Below are 17,636 nucleotides of genomic sequence, written 5' to 3'. Positions count from 1 at the left end.
GCTGTGCCATCTGGCCCCCGGCTTTCGCCGGGGAGCAGCTCCTGACTTGCCTGAAGGCTATATATGCCGATCAAGTCCGGGTGACGAGGAAGCCGAAATATGCCGTTTGAATGTTCTTGTGTCCCCGCGCAGGCGGGGACCCCGAGCGTTCATATGCCGACGCGGGCTTTTCGCCGCTCTGGACTCCCGCCTTCGCGGGAGTATCGAGGTTCATTTAGAGCGTGACATCGAATGATCGTCATTGCGAGCGGCGAAGCCGCGCGGCAATCCAGAGCGTGCGCAGACCGCCCTGGATGGCTTCGCTCCGCTCGCAATGACGAAGCGGGTCTATCCAAAATCACCATGCTCTGAAAACGAATGCGATCTAGTTCCGCCCGGCGGTCAGCCCGCGCGCGATGACCTGCGCCTGAATCTCGGCCGCACCCTCGAAGATATTGAGGATGCGCGCGTCGCACAGCACGCGGCTGATCTCATATTCGAGCGCGTAGCCGTTGCCGCCGTGGATTTGCAGCGCCGCGTCGGCGTTCGACCAGGCGGCGCGCGCGCCGAGCAGCTTTGCCATTCCCGCCTCGATGTCGCAGCGCTTGCCCGAGTCCTTGGCGCGTGCGGCGGCGTAGCTCAACTCGCGCGCGGCGACGAAATCGACGAGGCTCATCGCCAGCTTGTCGGCGACGCGCGGAAAATGGACGATCGCCCTGCCGAACTGCTTGCGGGCGAGCGCATAGGCGAGCCCGAGTTCGAGCGCGCGTCGCGCCACCCCGACCGCGCGCGCCGCGGTCTGGATGCGCGCGCCCTCGAAGGTGCGCATGAGCTGCTTGAAGCCTTGCCCTTCCTCGCCGCCGAGCAGCGCGTCGGCGGGGGCCTGCATCGCGTCGAACTGCAGCGCATATTCACGCATCCCGCGATAGCCGAGCACCTCGATCTCGCTGCCGCTCATCCCTTCGGCCGGAAAGGGATCGGCCTCGGTCCCGCGCGGCTTGGGAACCAGCAGCATCGACAGGCCCGCATAGCCCTTGGCGTCGGGAACGGTGCGCGCGAGCAGCGTCATCAGGTCCGAGCGCGCGGCGTGGGTGATCCAGTTTTTCGCGCCGTCGATCACCCAGCCGTCGCCGACCCGCCGCGCGCGCGTCTGGAGCGCGCCGAGGTCGGAGCCGGTGTCGGGTTCGGTGAACACCGCCGTCGGCAGTATCTCGCCGCTGGCGATCTTCGGCAGCCATTCGGCCTTTTGCGCGTCGGTGCCGCCCATCGCGATCAGTTCGCCCGCGATCTCCGACCGCGTGCCGAGCGACCCCGCGCCGATCCAGCCGCGCGACAGCTCCTCGGTGACGATGCACATGACGAGCTTGCCGAGGCCGAGGCCGCCGAATTCTTCCGCTATGCAAACGCCAAAGGTGCCGAGGTCTGCCATCGCCTGAACCGTGGCGTCGGGGATCAGGGCGTTGGCGAGGTGCCAGCCATGCGCGTGGGGGATGATCTCCGTTTCGGTAAAGCGGCGATACTGGTCGCGGATCGCGTCGAGGTCGGCGTCGTGCAGCGTCTCGCTCGGCCAGTGACCCTCGGCGAGCGCGGCAGCGACAGCGGCGCGCATTGCGGCATGGTCGGCGTCGAGCAGATCGGCGCAGGCATCGGCGAGCGTCCGGGCGGCCGCGCCGATTCCGAGGTCGGCCGGGCGGAAGATTTCATTCTGCCCCATCGGCAGCCCGCCGGCGAGCTGGCCGATGCTTTCGGCGAAGGCCAGCGTCGCGACCTGCGCGTCGAGCGGGTTGTCGCCCCTTCCGGCCTCGAGCCAGTCGAGCACGGCTTCCAGCGCGGCGACCGTCGTCGCGACCCATGCGAAGCCGTGCGCTGCGCGCTGCTCGGCGTCGATCGGGTTTGCCGCCAGCCGTGCGGCCAGCGCCCCTTGCGCCGTCGCGCGATAGGCTTGCGCCGCCGCCAGAGCCGGGCGGAGCTCCATGGTCAGGCCGCGCGCTCGAAGATCGCAGCGATGCCCTGGCCGCCGCCGATGCACATCGTCTCCAGCCCGTAACGGCCGTCGCGGCGCACCAGTTCGCGCGTCAGATTGGCGAGGATGCGCCCGCCGGTCGCGCCGATCGGGTGGCCGAGCGAGATGCCCGATCCGTTGACGTTGAGTATCTCGTTGCGGCTGTCGTCGTCGGACCAGCCCCAGCCCTTGAGCACCGCGAGCACCTGCGGCGCGAAGGCTTCGTTGAGTTCGACGAGGTCGATGTCGTCCCAGCCGAGCCCATTGCGCGCGAACAGCCGCTCGACCGCGGGCACCGGTCCGATGCCCATGCGGCTCGGGTCGCATCCCGCCGCCGCCCAGCTATGGAACCAGGCAATGGGTTCGAGGCCGAGTTCGTCCAGCTTGTCTTCGGCGACGACGAGGCATGCGGCGGCGGCATCATTCTGCTGGCTGGCGTTGCCCGCGGTGACGACGCCGCCTTCCAGCGCGCGCAGCTTGCCCAGCGTCTCCATGCTCGCGTCGGCGCGATAGCCTTCGTCGTGCGCGAAGACGACCGGGTCGCCCTTCTTCTGCGGCACGCTGACCGGGACGAGTTCGTCGTCGAACAGACCCTTGTCCCACGCCGCCGCGGCGCGCTGGTGGCTGCGCACGGCGTAGGCGTCGGCCTGCTCGCGGGTGATGTTGTAATCCTTTGCCAGATTCTCGGCGGTCTCGATCATTCCGGTGATGACGCCGAAGCGCTCGACCGGCTGCGACATCACGCGCCCGCGCGTCAGCCGGTCGTGCAGCGTCAGATTGCCCGCGCGTACGCCCTTGCGAATGTCGGTCGTGTAATGCTCGACGTTCGACATCGATTCGACGCCGCCCGCGACGACGATGTCGGACATGCCCGTCTGCACCATCATCGCGGCGTTGACGACCGCCTGCAGGCCCGAGCCGCAGCGGCGGTCGAGCTGATAGCCCGGCACTTCGAGCGGCAGGCCCGCGGCAAGCCACGACCAATGCCCGATGCTCGGCGCCTCGCCATTGCCATAGCCCTGCGAAAAGACGACATCGTCGACGCGTGCGGGGTCGATCTTCGTGCGGTCGATCAGCGCCTTCAGGATGACGGCGCCCAGCTCTCCGGCGGTAACCGACGACAGACTGCCGCCGAACTTGCCGACGGCGGTGCGGATCGGGGCGACGATGGCGGCGCGGCGCAGGGTCATGTCATTCTCCGGTATGTTTCTGGTATTGAATTGGATCGTCACCCCGGATCAAGTCCGGGGTGACGGAAGAAAGGGATATCTCAACCAATGCCGACAATCCTGGCGTCGATTAGCCGGGCGATCTCGCCCGACGACAGCGACAGGCGGGCGGCCAGCACCTCTTCCGAATGCTCGCCGTTGCGCGGGGCGGGGCGGGGCGGCTGGCGGTCGGCCTGCGGGATGGTCGCGAAGGCGCCCGCGGCGGGATAGGCGAAGCCGCTCGGATTGGCCGCGTCCGCGAAGATCGGGTTGTCCGCCACCAGCGCCGGGTCGTTCGCGGCGTCGAGCATCGTGCGATAGGGCGAATGGACGATCCCGCCCGCGTCGAAGGCGGCGGCGAGGTCGGCGTGGTCGCGGCGCGCGATCGCCCGCTCGAACAGCGGATAGAGCGCGTCGCGGTGCGTGAAGCGCAGCCCGTCATCCTTCGCGAAGGACACGCCGCGCACCGCCTCGACCGCCGCGACGGCATCGCCGAGGTCGAGCGCCGCGATCAGATTCGCCCATTGGCGCGGCGTGACGACGACGATCATCGTCCGCTGCCCGTCGCGTGTCGTGAAATCGCGGCCAAACAGGCCATAGACGGCGTTGCCCAGCCGCGGCCGGTTCGCTCCGCTATAGAGCACCTCGGCGATGCCGCCCATGTTGGCGACGGTGCCGATCGCGACGTCGGACAGCGGCAGGCGCACCTCGCCGCCGTCGCCGGTTGCGGCGCGCCGCTGGACCGCGGCGAGCAGCGCGAAGGCGGCATAGGCGCCCGTGAGCAGGTCCCACGCGGGCAGGACATGGTTGACCGGCTCCGGCCCCGCACCGGTGAGCATCGGATAGCCGACGCTGTTGTTCACCGTATAGTCGAGCGCGGGCGACCCGTCGGCCCAGCCCATCACACGGATGGTGATGAGGTCGGGACGCCCTTCGGCCAGCAGGTCGTGCGACAGGAAGCCCTTGACCGGGAAATTGGTGACGAACTGCCCCGTCGCGCGCACCAGCGCCTGCAGCAGTTCGCGCCCCTCGGGCCGGCCGAGGTCGAGCGCGACCGACTTCTTCGCGCGATTGAGATTTTCCCAATAGAGCGAATCGTTGTTTTCCGTGACCGGCCAGCGCCGGAAATCGGGACCGCCGCCGATCTGGTCGACGCGGATCACCTCGGCCCCGAACTGGGCGAGATACAGGCCCGCGGTGGGCGAGGCGACGAAGGACGACGCCTCGATGACGGAGAGGCCGGGGAGGAGGTTATACATGGGCCGCTCCCTCCGGGGCCTCGATCGTGGCGGGCTTATCCATTCGCATGGAACTCGCGCAGCATATGCTTGGCGATCTGAAGCTGAAGGATCTGCGTCGTCCCTTCGTAGATGCGATAGATGCGCGCGTCGCGGAAGAAGCGCTCGGCGTCATATTCGGCCAGATAGCCCGCCCCGCCATAGACCTGGACGCAGGCGTCGACGACGCGGCCGCACATCTCGCTGGCAAAGACCTTGAACGCCGCGGCCTTGCGCAGGACATTCTCGCCCGCGTCGGCGCGGCGGGTGACGTCCTCCATCATGCATTCGGCGGCATAGATGTCGATCTCGCTCTGCGCGAGCATCTGCTGGATGAGCTGGAAGTTCGCGATCGGCTCGCCGAACGCCTTGCGCTCGGTCGCATAGCGGACCGCGCTGTCGAGCGCGCGGCGGGCATAGGCGGTGGCGGCGGCGCCGACCGACATGCGGCCGTTGTCGAGGCTCATCATCGCATAGGCAAAGCCCTTGCCGAGTTCGCCGCCAAGCAGCGCCTCGCCGCCGACGCGGACGTCGTCCATCACGATGTCGGCGATATGGCTGCCCGCCTGGCCCATCTTCTTGTCCGACTTGCCGATCGACACGCCCGGCGCGTCCATCGGCACGATGAAGGCGGAGACATGGGCGTTCTTGGGCAGATTCTCCTTGCTCGTCCGCGCCATGATCAGCCCGACCGTCGCAAAGGGCGAATTCGTGATGTACCGCTTGGTGCCATTCAGCACCCAGCCGTTGTCGGTCTGCGCAGCGCTGGTCTGGAGCCCCGCCGAGTCCGATCCCGATCCCGGTTCGGTCAGGCCGAAGCAGGCGATTTCGCCCGATGCGACGCGCGGCAGCCATTCGGCCTTCTGCGCGTCGGTCCCGCCATTCTTGAGCGCCGAGGTGAACATGCCGATGTTGATCGAGATGATCGAACGGAACGCCGGCATCGCATAGGACAGCGTATGGATGGTGCGGATATACTGGCTGACATTCATCCCCGCACCGCCGAACTCCTCGGGGATGGTCAGGCCGAACAACCCCATGTCGCGCATTTCGGATAGGATGTCGTCGGGGATGCAGTCGGTCTCGATGATCTCCCTCTCGGCGGGGAGAAGGCGCTCGCGGACATAGCGGTCGAGCTGTTCGATGAACTGTTCGAAGACGTCGGCGTCCATTCCGAGGTTCTGCATCCCTTCGGTCCCTTCTTGTCGCCCGCGTTTGCGGAAAAGTCCTGATCGATCCTTGTCCGCCCACCGCGCGATGGCAATGATTTTTCGCACCTCGGCGCCGCGCGTTGCGGGCCGAATCGCTTCGAGCGTGGGCTAGGATGTTCCTCGGCATTTTTCAATAAATGGAATTTGCTTTTCATCATCAGGAAAAATATGAAGGAGGGATGAGCCAGCCGGTCCGGTCCGTCGCACAAGCCTTTGCCATCCTGCGGCTGCTCGCCGATGGCGATGGCCTGACGCTGTCGGAGATCGGGCGCGCGCTCGACCTCAGCCCGTCGAGCTGTTTCAACCTGCTGAACACGCTGGTGGCCGAAGGGGCCATCGTGCGCGGCGCCGGCGGCAAGCGCTATCGGCTGGCGGGGCCATGGGACGGTTTCGAGGGATTGCGCGACCGGGCGGGACGCTCGTTGATCGATCGCGCGCGGCCGCTGATGGCAAGATTGGCGCAGCAGGGCGACGCCGCGGTCGGGCTGTGGAAAATGGCCTCGCGCGAGCGGCTGCAACTCGTCGCGCACGCCGAAAGCGACGCCGTCATGCGGCTGCGGTTCGCCGATGCGCAGCGCCAGCCGCTCGGCGGCGGCGCGGCGGGCCGGGCGCTGGCGGCGGCGCAGCGCGTCGACGATACCGAACTCGCGCGCCGCTATGCGCCCGTGCGCTGGCAGGCCGATCTGCCGTTCGATGTCTATGCCGCGCAGGTGCGCGAGGCGGCGGCGCGGGGCTATGCGATCGACCGCGGTTTCGCGCATCGCGGGATATGGACGGTCGCGGTCGGCATCGCCGACGTGGCGCCCGGCTTCTGCCTGTCGGCCTCGATCGTTGCGGGGTCACACGGGGAGGCGGAGGTCGCGCAGCTCGCCGCCGCGCTTGGGCAGCTTCGCGCGCGGCTCGTCGCCGATCAATAGCTCCGCGGCAGGCCGAGGACATGCTCGGCGAGGAAGGAGAGGATCAGGTTGGTCGAGATCGGCGCGACCTGATAGAGGCGCGTCTCGCGGAACTTGCGCTCGACGTCATATTCCTCGGCGAAACCGAAGCCGCCGTGCGTCTGGATGCAGACATTGCCCGCCTCGCTCGACGCATCGGCGGCGAGCATCTTCGCCATGTTCGCCTCGGCGCCGTTCGGCTGTCCGGCTTCGTAGAGCCGGGCCGCTTCGTGCACCATCAGTTCGGCCGCGCGCATGTTGGCATAGGCACGCGCGATCGGGAAGGCGATGCCCTGATTCTGGCCGATGGCGCGGCCGAAGACGTGGCGTTCGTTCGCATAATCGGCCGATTTCTTCGTGAACCATTTGGCGTCGCCGACGCATTCGGCGGCGATCAGCACGCGCTCGGCATTCATGCCCGACAGGATGTAGCGAAAGCCTTTCCCCTCTTCTCCCAGCAGGTTGGCCGCCGGGATGCGCATGTTGTCGAAGAAAATCTCGGTCGTCGCATGGTTCATCATCGTGCGGATCGGCCGGATCGTCAGCGAACCGTCGGCGAGCGCCGCCTTCATGTCGACGATGAAGGTCGAAAGGCCGTCGGTTTTCTTCGCGGCCCGGTCGCGGGGCGTGGTGCGTGCGAGCAGCAGCATCAGGTCGCTGTGCTCGGCGCGGCTGGTCCAAATCTTCTGGCCGTTGACGACATAATCGTCGCCCCCGTCCTTCGACGGGGCAGGCTCACGGACCGCCACGGTGCGCAGGGCGGTGGTGTCGGTGCCGCTCGTCGGCTCGGTGACGCCGAAGGCCTGCAGGCGCAGTTCGCCGGTCGCGATCTTCGGCAGATAGGTACGCTTCTGCTCTTCGGAGCCGTGGCGCAGGATCGTCCCCATCGTATACATCTGCGCGTGGCAGGCGCCGCCGTTGCAGCCTTCGGCCTGAATCGTCTCGAGGATCGCGACCGCCGCCGACAGGCCCAGTCCCGATCCGCCATATTCCTCCGGGATCAGGACCGACAGATAGCCCGCGTCGGTCAGCGCCTTGACGAACGCCGTCGGATATTCGCGCTTCGCATCGAGTTCGCGCCAATATTCGCCCGGAAACTCGGCGCACAGGCGGCGCACGCCCTCGCGGATTTCGGGAAAATGCTCGGCATCATAGGGGCTGAAGTGCATGATCGGTCCTATCGCTGGGTCAGGTCGCGGCGGTGCCGCTCATGATCTGTCGGCCGTCGCCGGCAAAGGCGCCCAGCTCGATCGCGTCGCCGCCGCCGCGCAGCACGAGGTGCAGCGGCTCGCCGCAGATCGCCGGCGACAGGCCGCGAAAGGCGAAGCGGGTCAGGGCATTGTCGCCGAACTGGCGCTGCGCGAGGTCGAGGAGCAAAGTCGCGGTGAGCGGGCCGTGGACGACCAGCCCGCGATAACGCTCCGCATCGCGCGCATAGGGCAGATCGTAATGGATGCGGTGGCTGTTGAAGGTCAGCGCAGAATAGCGGAAAAGCAGCGGCTCGTTCGGGGTCATCGGGCGATGGGCATCCCATGCTGCCGGGTCGAAGCCCGCCGCGCAGGGCGCGGGCGGGGACAGCGGCGCATCGGGGGACGCCGCTTCGCGAAACACGATCGATTGCGTCTCGCGCAGCGCGAGCGTATTGCCGGCGTGCGTCCGATGTTCGATCGTGACGAACAGCAGCTTGCCCGATCCGCCCTGCTTTTCGGCGATCGCGGCGATGCGCGAGCGGCGCGCAATCGTCTCTCCGACGCGCAGCGGGCGCAGGAATTCGACCTCGCTCGACGCCCACATGCGGCGCGGCAGCGGCGCGGGCGGCATGAAGCTGTCTTCGCTCTCGTCGCGTCGCGGATGGCCGTCATTGCCGAGCTGCGCGGTCGGCGCATCGGGCAGGCCGAGGCACCAGTGGAACCCCTGCGGCACCGCGCCGTCGGACGTCGGCCCGCGGTCGAGCGTCGCGAGCCACCGCGCCAGCGCCGACGCGTCGACCCGGTCGCGCCGTTCTTCCTCGCGCCCGATCCAGCCCTGCCATTCGCTCATGCGGCGCCTCCGTCAGACCGGGTCATAGGGAAAGACATGCGCCGACACCTCGTCGGCGCGCGCGAAGGCGGGACGAAAGGCGGGGATCAGTTCGTCGGCGATCGTTTCCGCCGTCCAGCCATCGAGCTTCACCATCGAGCGCACCGGGCGCGGCTTCGAAAACAGGAGGATCTCGTTCTTGCGCACGCTGAAGATCTGATTGGTGACATCGCGCGACAGATCGGAGGCAAGGTAGGCGACGAGCGGGGCAATCTTGTCCGCCGACATTTCCTGCATCCGCCGGACGCGCTCCTGCTGCTCGGGGGTTTCGGCGGGGATCGACGATGTCATCCGGCTCCACGCGAAGGGCGCGATGCAGTTCGACCGTACGCCGACGCGCGCCATGTCGAGCGCGATCGACTGCGACAGCGCGACGACGCCCAGCTTCGCCGCCGAATAATTGGCCTGGCCGATGTTGCCGATCAGGCCGCTGGTCGAGGTGAAATGGATGAAGCTGCCCGACTGCTGCTCGCGAAAATGGGGCGTCGCGGCCTTCGAAACGTTGAAGACGCCGGTCAGGTTGACGTCGATGACGCTTTTCCAGTCCTCATAGCTCATCTTGTGCCAGATGGTGTCGCGCAGGATGCCGGCATTGTTCACGACCGCGTCGATGCGGCCGAAGCGCGCGACGGCATCCTCGACGATGCTCGCGGCCTCCTTCGGGTCGGCAACGTTGCCGAAATTGGCCGCCGCCTTGCCGCCCGACGCTATGATATCGTTGGCGGTGGTTTCGGCCGGGGCGGCGTCGCCGCCGTCGCCCGCCTGCGCGACTCCGGGGTCGTTGACGACGACGGCCGCGCCCTGCGCCGCGCAGTGCAGCGCCAGCTCGCGGCCGATCCCGCGCCCCGCGCCGGTGATCGCGACGACTTTCCCTTCGAGGCATCCGCTCACTTCGTCTCTCCCCGTGAATCCGCGTTGCGCCGCTTGATAGCGATTTTCGGCGCCGGGACCAGAGCGCGTGATCGCGCCGCGCGCGAAGGGCGATCAAGGATATCGCAAGACTTGTCGCCTAGGAACTGGCGCCAATCGGTTACGGGAATGCAGCCCAGGAGCGTCAGGACCATGGTTTCCAGCGATTCCCGTTCTTCGCTTCGATTGCGATGGGCGCTCGCCGCGCTTCTGCCGCTTCTGCTGCTGCTTCACGGCGTCGAAGCGATGAGCCTGCACGGGCATGTCGGCAGCGATTACCGGATTTTCTACGACAGCGTGCGGCGGCTGCTCGCCGATCCCGCGACCCTGTATGCGCCCGACGCGCGGGAGAGCCTGCAGGGCTATCTGTATCCGCCGCCCGCCGCCCTGCTGTTCCTGCCGCTGCTCCTCGGGTCGGTCGAACAGGGCTTTGCGATCGCCAGCGCCGTGATCGTCGGATGCGGCGTGCTGTCCTGCCTGATGTGGCTGAGCCTGACGCGCGAGGCGCTGGGCCTGCGGCGCGATTGGCTCGCGGCGCTCGTGATCGTGGCGCTGGCCACCTCGACCGGCGCGATGCTCGCCGTTCGGCAGGGACAGGTCGGCACGATCATCCTGTTCCTGTGCGTCGCGGCGGTCTGGCTCGACAGCCGCGGCTGGCCGAAGCTGGCCGGCGCGCTGATCGCCGCCGGCTGCTGGATCAAGATTTATCCGGTTCTGATGCTGTTCTGGCTTTTCTGCCGGCCGCAGTGGCGCCCGATGCTGACCGGGTTCGTCATCGCCGCCGTCGGCATTCCGCTCGTGGCGCTCGTCAAGGTGCCGCCCGCCCTCTATCTGGACTATTTCCAGACCCAGCTTCCTGCCATGTCGGGCCGCGCGATCGTCCATATCGACAACCAGTCGATCGCCGCCATCGTCACGCGGCTCGATCTTCCGCTCGAAGTCTATTCTCTGTCCTACCAGACCGCGCCGCTGCCGGGCTGGCTGCGCGGCGGTGTCGTCCTGGCGATGCTGGGGGCGATGACGGCGATCATGCTGCGGGTGCGGAGAACCGGCGCGCCGGCCCTGACCGTCGCGAGCTGGGCGCCCGCCATCGCCTGCCTCGTCGCGCCGCTGGGGTGGGGACACACCTATGTCCTGCTGTTTCCGCTGTTCGTCCAGCTCTGCCGCGTGTCGCTCGCCCGCATCGAGGCCGGCGAGGGGTGGGGCGAAGCCGTCGCGATCGGGCTCTGCTATCTGGCGCTGCTCCCGCCGGGCTATCACCGGCTGGCGATCGCAGAGATGCTGCCCGGCTGGGCGGCGCAGCTCTTCTACGCGCGCTATGCGGTCGCCGCGCTCGTGCTGCTGGCGATCAGCTGGCGCCAGCTGGGCCGGGAGGGCAAGGCCGCGCGTCCGGCCTGACGCACCCGACCGTTAAACGGCGACCGACGCCGGCGCGCCGACCGGAATCGCCGGCATCGCGCCGCCCGAATCCTCCAGTTCCACCGCCGCGATCGCCGCCGTCTCGCCCAGCTTGGCGGCGAGGATCGCCGCCTGCTGCGCGGCAAGGTTCGCCACCGCCACCTCGATCCGCATCCAGCCGCGATCGAGCGAGGCCGACAGGCTGGTCGGCACGATCGCGCGCTGCGCGAAGAAACCGGCGACGCGCGGCAGCGACTGCGGGTCGGCGAGCGCCTCGATCCGAAAGCGGTGCATTCAGGCCGCCGCCCGCCGCTGCGCGTCGGCGATCACCTCTTCGGCCATTTCGTCGGCGACGAGCGCGGGCGAACGCGCCTCGCGCGCCGCGCGTTCGAGCAGCGCCGCGACGCGCGGGGCGATGGCGGCGACGCGTTCGGCGACCTCGGCCGGGCCTTCGCCCAGATATTCGGCCGACACGCTGATGATCCCGCCCGCATTGGCGACATAGTCGGGAACATAGGCGACGCCGCGTTCGTGCAGCAGGTCCGCGACATCGGGCGTCGCCAGCTGATTGTTCGCGGCGCCGCACACCAGCCGCGCCTTGAGCGCCGCGACCGTGTCGCGGGCCAGCGCGCCGCCGAGCGCGCAGGGCGCGAAGACGTCGGCCTCGACCGTCGCGATCTCGTCGACCCCGACCACTTGCGCATCGAGGATCGCGCGCAGCCGGTCGCGCCGCACCGGGTCGGGATCGGCGATGACCAGCTTCGCGCCCGCATCGGCCAGGTGGCGACAGAGCTCGGCGCCGACATGGCCGGTGCCCTGCACCGCGACGGTCAGCCCGGCCAGGTCGCGCCCCAGCGCGAAGCCCGCCGCCGCCTGCATCGATTCGAACACGCCGCGCGCGGTCCATGGCGACGGATCGCCACCGGCGCGTCCCTTCGCGGGCGGCAGCCCCGCGACATGGCGCGTCACGCCCGCGATCTCCTGCATGTCGGCGACCGTGGTCCCGACATCCTCGGCGGTGACATAGAGCCCGCCCAGTCCCTCGACCACGCGGCCGAAGGCGCGGAACAGCGCCGCGCGGTCGTAATCGCCCGCGGGTTTCCGTAGCACCGCCTTGGCGCCGCCGAAGGGCAGATCGGCGAGCGCATTCTTGTAGCTCATCCCCTCGGCGAGGCGCAGCGCGTCGGCGAGTGCGCTGTCGGCGTCGGGATAGCTCCAGAAGCGGCAGCCTCCGGCACCCGGCCCGAGCGCGGTCGAATGGATGGCGATCACGCCGTCGAGCTGCGCTTCGGCATCGTACAGGCGAACGCATTCGACCGGGGGCGTCAGGCGGGCAGGGCGGGCAACCATCATCTTGCTCCTCGAAATGATGCCCGATCATCGCATCCGCGAGGCGAACAATCTTGCTCGCTTTTCAAGGGCGCTGGTACGATTATGGGATATTATTGCCGGATAAATCTGCTTATGAGGAATAAATGACCGACCTTGACCCATTCGAGATAAAAATCCTCCGCGAATTGCAGCGCGATGCCAACCAGACGACGGCCGAGATCGCCGAGCGCGTCGGGCTGTCGGTGTCGCCCTGCTGGCGCCGCATCGACCGGCTCGAACGCGACGGCTTCATCCGCAAGCGCGTCGCGATCGTCGACCGGCGCCGGGTCGGGCTCAACGCGCATGTTTTCGCGCAGGTGAAGCTCAACGCGCACGGCCGCGCCAACCTCGACGAATTCAGCGCGGCGATCCGGTCCTTTCCGGAAGTGCTCGACGCCTATGTGCTGATGGGGTCGATGGACTTCATGCTGCGCGTCGTCGCGAAGGACATCGACGCCTATGAGCGCTTCTTCTTCGACCAGCTCAGCAAGCTGCCGGGGGTGCAGGAAATCAACTCGACCGTCGCGCTATCGGAAATCAAGTCGACGACCGAATTGCCGCTCGGCTGACCCGCCCGCGTCTCAGCCGATGGTTTGCGCCAGTTCGCGGTTCAGCCACAGCGCGACGAGCGTGCCGATCGCACCCGACAACAGATAGGCGCCCGCCGCGATCAGGCCGAATACGCTCGACAGCCACAGCGCGACCAGCGGCGCGAAGCCGGCGCCGAACAGCCAGGCGAGGTCGGAGGTGAAGGCCGATCCGGTATAGCGGTGGCGCTGGTCGAAGTTCGACGACAGCGCGCCCGAAGACTGGCCGAAAGCCAGCCCGAGGAGCAGGAAGCCGAGGATCATGAACACCGCCTCGCCCATCTCTCCGGCGCCCAGCAGTTGCGGTGCGAAGCCGCTGAACGCCGCGATCGCGGCGGCGGTGACGCCCAGCACGGTGCGCCGCCCGACCCGGTCGGCGAGATAGCCCGAGGCGATGATCGCGAACACGCCGACCACCGCCGCGATCGCCTCGATCGCCAGGAAGCGCGCGGGCGTTTCCTCGGTGAACAGGAACACCCACGACAGCGGAAACACCGTCACCATGTGAAAGAGCGCGAAGCTGCACAGCGGCGCGAAAGCGCCCACCGCGATCACCTTCCATTCGGACCGCAGCGTCTCGGTCAGCGGCGCGGGTTCGAGTTCCTTGTCCTCGAACAGCGCGGCATATTCGGGGGTGACGACGATGCGCAGCCGCGCGAACAGCGCCACGACGTTGATCGCGAAGGCGACGAAGAAGGGATAACGCCAGCCCCAGTCGAGGAAATCCTGCGCGGGCAGCGCCGCGATCAGGAACATGAACAGCAGGCTGGCAACGATCAGGCCGAGCGGCGCGCCGAGCTGCGGGATCATCGCGTACCAGCCGCGCTTGCCCTCCGGCGCGTTGATCGCGAGCAGCGAGGCGAGCCCGTCCCACGATCCGCCGAGCGCGACACCCTGACCCATGCGGAACAGCGCGAGCAGCAGCGCCGACCCGATGCCGATCGTTGCGTAACCGGGCAGGAAGGCGATCGCGGCGGTCGATCCGCCGAGCAGGAACAGCGCGTTGGTCAGCTTGGCGCCGCGGCCATAGGTGCGGTCGATCCAGGTGAAGAGGACGGTCCCGACCGGCCGCGCGAAAAAGGCGAGCGAGAAGATCGCGAACGACCACAGCGTGCCGTCGACCGGGTCGAGATGCGGAAAGACCAGCTTCGGGAACACCAGCACCGACGCGATCGCGTAGACGAAAAAGTCGAAAAACTCCGACGTCCGGCCTATGATCACTCCGATGGCGATTTCGCCGGGAGAGATGCGATGGCCAACATCGTAAAGCGCGCGCGCATCGCGTTCGGCCTGGGTGGTGGAAGGCGCGTTTTCGGCAGACATGGCAGACGTCCTGCTTCTGGGCGTCGCTGGCGCGGCGCGAGTCGATCATAGGGCAAAAGCGCCCGTTATGAAATCGCCCCTGCGCGATCGTCGCCGCTCGCGGGATTGGACAAAATGTCCTATGGGCTGTGCAACAAAGGAGGCCTAGGCGCGCGTCATGCCCAGTCATCTCCCTCGTTCGGCCGCGTGGAAGCGGTTGCTGCCGCTCGCCGCGCTGCCCCTGCTCGCCGGATGCGGCCTGGCCGTGCTCGATCCGGCCGGCGACGTCGCGAAACAGCAGGGCGACCTGATCCTGATCTCGACCGGGCTGATGCTGCTGATCATCGTTCCGGTGATGTTGCTGACCATCTTCTTCGCGTGGCGCTATCGCGCTAGCAACAAGGAAGCGACCTACAAGCCCGATTGGGACCATTCGACCCAGCTCGAACTGGTGATCTGGTCGGCGCCGCTGCTGATCATCATCTGCCTCGGCGCGATCACCTGGGTCGCGACGCACCTGCTCGATCCCTATCGTCCGCTCGCGCGCACCGGGCCGGGACAGGCGGTGGCGGCAGAGGTGCAGCCGCTCGACGTCCAGGTCGTCGCGCTCGACTGGAAATGGCTGTTCATCTATCCCGAACAGGGCGTCGCGACGGTCAACGAACTCGCGGTGCCCGCGCATCGCCCGCTGCGGTTTCGCATCTCGGCCTCTTCGGTGATGAACAGCTTCTATGTCCCGGCGCTCGCGGGGCAGATCTATGCGATGCCGGGAATGGAGACCAAGCTGCACGGAGTCTTCAACGAAACCGGCAATTTCACCGGCTTTTCGGCCAATTACTCGGGCGCCGGCTTTTCCAACATGCGCTTCGCGGTGAAAAGCCTGCCGCCCGCGGCCTTCGACCGGTGGGTGGCGCAGACCAAGGCTTCGGAGGGCGGGACGCTCGACCGGCTGACCTATCTGCGGCTCGAACGGCCGAGCGAAAAGGAACCGGTGCGCCGGTTCGCCGCGGTCGAGACGCAGCTTTTCGACGCGGTGGTCAACATGTGCGTCGAACCCGGCAAGATGTGCATGCACGACATGATGTCGATCGACGCGAAGGGCGGGGCGGGGATCGCCGGCATCCACAACGTCCGCGACATTGCCTATGACAAGTTCGCCGCGCGCGGCAGCACCGACATCGCGCGCTGGAGCCTGCGCTATGTCGCGGCGCTGTGCAGTTCGCCGCTGATGCGCGGCGAGCGGCCCGATGCCACGCCGGTGAATCCCGAACGGCTGAAGGGCGAGGGGCTGCCCGTTCCCGGCGACGGTCCGGGGCGCACCGCGCTCAATGCTCCCGCCACCCGCCCGATGTCCTGACCGAGATCGCCATGACCCCCTCTTCCCCTCCCGCCACCGATCCGATCTTCGGCCGCCTGTCGCTCGACGCGATTCCGCTGCACGAACCGATCCTGATCTTCACTTTTCTCGGCGTCGCCGTCGGCGGCCTCGTGCTGCTCGGGCTCATCACCCGCTATCGCCTCTGGGGCTATCTGTGGACCGAGTGGTTCACGACCGTCGATCACAAGCGGATCGGGATCATGTACATGATCCTGGGCCTGATCATGTTCCTGCGCGGCTTCGCCGATGCGGTGATGATGCGGCTTCAGCAGGCGATGGCCTTCGGTGGGTCGGAGGGCTATCTGCCCGCGCACCATTACGACCAGATCTTCACCGCGCACGGCGTGATCATGATCTTCTTCGTCGCGATGCCCTTCATCACCGGGCTGATGAACTATATCGTCCCGCTCCAGATCGGCGCGCGCGACGTCTCCTTTCCCTTCCTCAACAATTTCAGCTTCTGGATGACGACCGCGGGCGCGGTATTGTGCATGGTCTCGCTGTTCATCGGCGAGTTCGCGCAGACCGGCTGGCTCGCCTATCCGCCGCTGTCGGGGCTGGCCTACAGTCCCAACGTCGGGGTCGATTATTATATCTGGTCGCTCCAGATCGCCGGGGTCGGGACGACCCTGTCGGGGATCAACCTGATCGTCACCATCCTGAAGCTGCGCGCGCCGGGGATGCGGATGATGAAGATGCCGATCTTCACCTGGACCAGCCTGTGCACGAACATCCTGATCGTCGCGACCTTTCCGGTGCTGACCGCGACGCTCGCGCTGCTCAGCCTCGACCGCTATGTCGGCACCAATTTCTTCACCAACGATTTCGGCGGCTCGCCGATGATGTACGTGAACCTGATCTGGATCTGGGGTCACCCGGAGGTCTATATCCTGATCCTGCCGCTGTTCGGCGTCTATTCCGAAGTCACCGCGACCTTCTCTGGCAAGAAGCTCTTCGGCTACACGTCGATGGTCTATGCGACGGTGTGCATCACAATCCTGTCGTACCTCGTCTGGCTGCACCATTTCTTCACCATGGGGTCGGGCGCCAGCGTCAACAGCTTCTTCGGCATCACGACGATGGTGATCTCGATCCCGACGGGGGCAAAGCTGTTCAACTGGCTGTTCACCATGTATCGCGGCCGCATCCGCTTCGAACTGCCGATGATGTGGACGGTCGCCTTCATGCTGACCTTCGTGATCGGCGGCATGACCGGGGTGCTGCTCGCGGTGCCGCCCGCCGACTTCGTGCTGCACAACTCGCTGTTCCTGATCGCGCATTTCCATAACGTCATCATCGGCGGCGTCGTGTTCGGCGTGTTCGCGGCGATCAACTACTGGTGGCCCAAGGCGCTCGGCTTCAAGCTCGACGTGTTCTGGGGCAAGGTCAGCTTCTGGTGCTGGGTCGTCGGTTTCTGGGTCGCCTTCATGCCGCTCTATATCCTCGGCCTGATGGGGGTTACGCGGCGGATGCGCGTATTCGACGACCCGAGCCTGCAGATCTGGTTCGTCGTCGCCGGGGTGGGCGCCGCGCTGATCGCGATGGGGATCGTCGCGATGCTGATCCAGTTCGGGGTCAGCATCTGGCGGCGCCACGATCTGCGCGACGAAAGCGGCGACCCATGGGACGGCCGCACGCTCGAATGGGCGACGAGCTCACCGCCGCCCGACTATAATTTCGCCTTCACGCCGCTGATCCACGACCTCGATGCGTGGCACGACATGAAGCGGCGCGGGCATCAGCGGCCGGTCGCGGGCTTCCGGGCGATCCACATGCCGGGCAACACCGGCGCCGGGATCATCCTGGCGGCGATCAGCCTGGTGATGGGCTTCGCGCTGGTCTGGCACATCTGGTGGCTTGTGGGGCTGAGCTTCGCCGGGCTGATCGGCGGTGCGATCGCCCATAGTTTCAACTACAAGCGCGACTTCGACATCCCCGCCGCGACCGTGGCCGAGGTGGAAGAGGCGCGTACCCGTCAGCTCGCGGCGGCCGGAGCCTGA

At 67.3% G+C, this 17,636-nt stretch carries 15 protein-coding genes; 5 read left to right on the top strand and 10 right to left on the bottom strand.

Going from position 1 to position 17,636, the window contains the following annotated elements; genetic code table 11:
- Positions 1-364: 364 nt before the first annotated feature.
- The 4 genes from C3E99_RS10420 to C3E99_RS10405 form a co-directional block, all read right to left on the bottom strand.
- A complete protein-coding gene (locus C3E99_RS10420) occupies positions 365-1,954 on the bottom strand; it encodes an acyl-CoA dehydrogenase family protein (RefSeq protein ID WP_104959771.1) in 1,590 nt (529 codons plus the stop codon).
- A gap of 2 nt (positions 1,955-1,956) precedes the next feature.
- The gene (locus C3E99_RS10415) at positions 1,957-3,171 is read right to left on the bottom strand and encodes an acetyl-CoA C-acetyltransferase (RefSeq protein WP_104959770.1); all 1,215 of its coding nucleotides are present in this window, start codon (positions 3,169-3,171) and stop codon (positions 1,957-1,959) included.
- 80 nt (positions 3,172-3,251) lie between these two features.
- Positions 3,252-4,448: a CoA transferase gene (locus tag C3E99_RS10410; RefSeq protein WP_104959769.1), complete on the bottom strand. Its 1,197-nt coding sequence runs from the start codon at positions 4,446-4,448 to the stop codon at positions 3,252-3,254.
- Between the two features lie 35 nt (positions 4,449-4,483).
- Positions 4,484-5,653, bottom strand: coding sequence for an acyl-CoA dehydrogenase family protein (locus C3E99_RS10405; RefSeq protein ID WP_076076162.1), 1,170 nt, complete (start codon positions 5,651-5,653; stop codon positions 4,484-4,486).
- A 203-nt stretch (positions 5,654-5,856) separates the two neighbouring features.
- Between C3E99_RS10405 and C3E99_RS10400 the strand changes: the two genes are divergently transcribed.
- Entirely contained in the window at positions 5,857-6,594 is a 738-nt protein-coding gene (locus C3E99_RS10400) for a helix-turn-helix domain-containing protein (protein ID WP_076077998.1), read from the top strand.
- On the opposite strand, the gene C3E99_RS10395 is transcribed toward C3E99_RS10400, so the two are convergent.
- From C3E99_RS10395 to C3E99_RS10385, 3 genes are read right to left on the bottom strand one after another with little or no spacing between them, the layout of a single operon-like run.
- Positions 6,588-7,781, bottom strand: a complete 1,194-nt coding sequence (locus tag C3E99_RS10395) for an acyl-CoA dehydrogenase family protein (protein ID WP_076076159.1) — start codon at positions 7,779-7,781, stop codon at positions 6,588-6,590. The two genes, C3E99_RS10400 and C3E99_RS10395, sit on opposite strands and share 7 nt — an antisense overlap.
- A 19-nt stretch (positions 7,782-7,800) precedes the next feature.
- A complete protein-coding gene (locus tag C3E99_RS10390) occupies positions 7,801-8,652 on the bottom strand; it encodes an FAS1-like dehydratase domain-containing protein (protein ID WP_076076156.1) in 852 nt (283 codons plus the stop codon).
- 12 nt (positions 8,653-8,664) lie between these two features.
- Entirely contained in the window at positions 8,665-9,582 is a 918-nt protein-coding gene (locus C3E99_RS10385; protein ID WP_076076154.1) for an SDR family NAD(P)-dependent oxidoreductase, read from the bottom strand.
- Between the two features lie 171 nt (positions 9,583-9,753).
- Between C3E99_RS10385 and C3E99_RS10380 the strand changes: the two genes are divergently transcribed.
- A complete protein-coding gene (locus C3E99_RS10380; protein WP_158682253.1) occupies positions 9,754-10,998 on the top strand; it encodes a glycosyltransferase family 87 protein in 1,245 nt (414 codons plus the stop codon).
- Between the two features lie 12 nt (positions 10,999-11,010).
- On the opposite strand, the gene C3E99_RS10375 is transcribed toward C3E99_RS10380, so the two are convergent.
- Both C3E99_RS10375 and C3E99_RS10370 read right to left on the bottom strand, forming a co-directional pair.
- Positions 11,011-11,292: a hypothetical protein gene (locus C3E99_RS10375; protein ID WP_067107624.1), complete on the bottom strand. Its 282-nt coding sequence runs from the start codon at positions 11,290-11,292 to the stop codon at positions 11,011-11,013.
- Positions 11,293-12,348, bottom strand: coding sequence for a Leu/Phe/Val dehydrogenase (locus C3E99_RS10370; RefSeq protein ID WP_076077995.1), 1,056 nt, complete (start codon positions 12,346-12,348; stop codon positions 11,293-11,295). It lies immediately after the preceding gene.
- Positions 12,349-12,473: 125 nt separating this feature from the next.
- Between C3E99_RS10370 and C3E99_RS10365 the strand changes: the two genes are divergently transcribed.
- On the top strand, positions 12,474-12,938 hold the full coding sequence (locus C3E99_RS10365) for an Lrp/AsnC family transcriptional regulator (RefSeq protein WP_067107621.1): 465 nt from the start codon (positions 12,474-12,476) through the stop codon (positions 12,936-12,938).
- 12 nt (positions 12,939-12,950) lie between these two features.
- Here C3E99_RS10365 and C3E99_RS10360 read toward each other — a convergent pair whose 3' ends face one another.
- Positions 12,951-14,279, bottom strand: a complete 1,329-nt coding sequence (locus C3E99_RS10360; protein ID WP_076076145.1) for an MFS transporter — start codon at positions 14,277-14,279, stop codon at positions 12,951-12,953.
- A 157-nt stretch (positions 14,280-14,436) separates the two neighbouring features.
- On the opposite strand from C3E99_RS10360, the gene cyoA reads away from it, so the two are divergent.
- Positions 14,437-15,615: a ubiquinol oxidase subunit II gene (gene cyoA / locus C3E99_RS10355; protein WP_076076143.1), complete on the top strand. Its 1,179-nt coding sequence runs from the start codon at positions 14,437-14,439 to the stop codon at positions 15,613-15,615.
- Between the two features lie 11 nt (positions 15,616-15,626).
- A complete protein-coding gene (gene cyoB / locus C3E99_RS10350; RefSeq protein WP_076076140.1) occupies positions 15,627-17,636 on the top strand; it encodes a cytochrome o ubiquinol oxidase subunit I in 2,010 nt (669 codons plus the stop codon).

This window comes from Sphingopyxis sp. MG (genome assembly GCF_002953155.1).
In the GTDB taxonomy this organism is placed as follows: Bacteria; Pseudomonadota; Alphaproteobacteria; order Sphingomonadales; family Sphingomonadaceae; genus Sphingopyxis; species Sphingopyxis granuli.
This window is presented reverse-complemented; position numbering and strand designations above follow the sequence as displayed.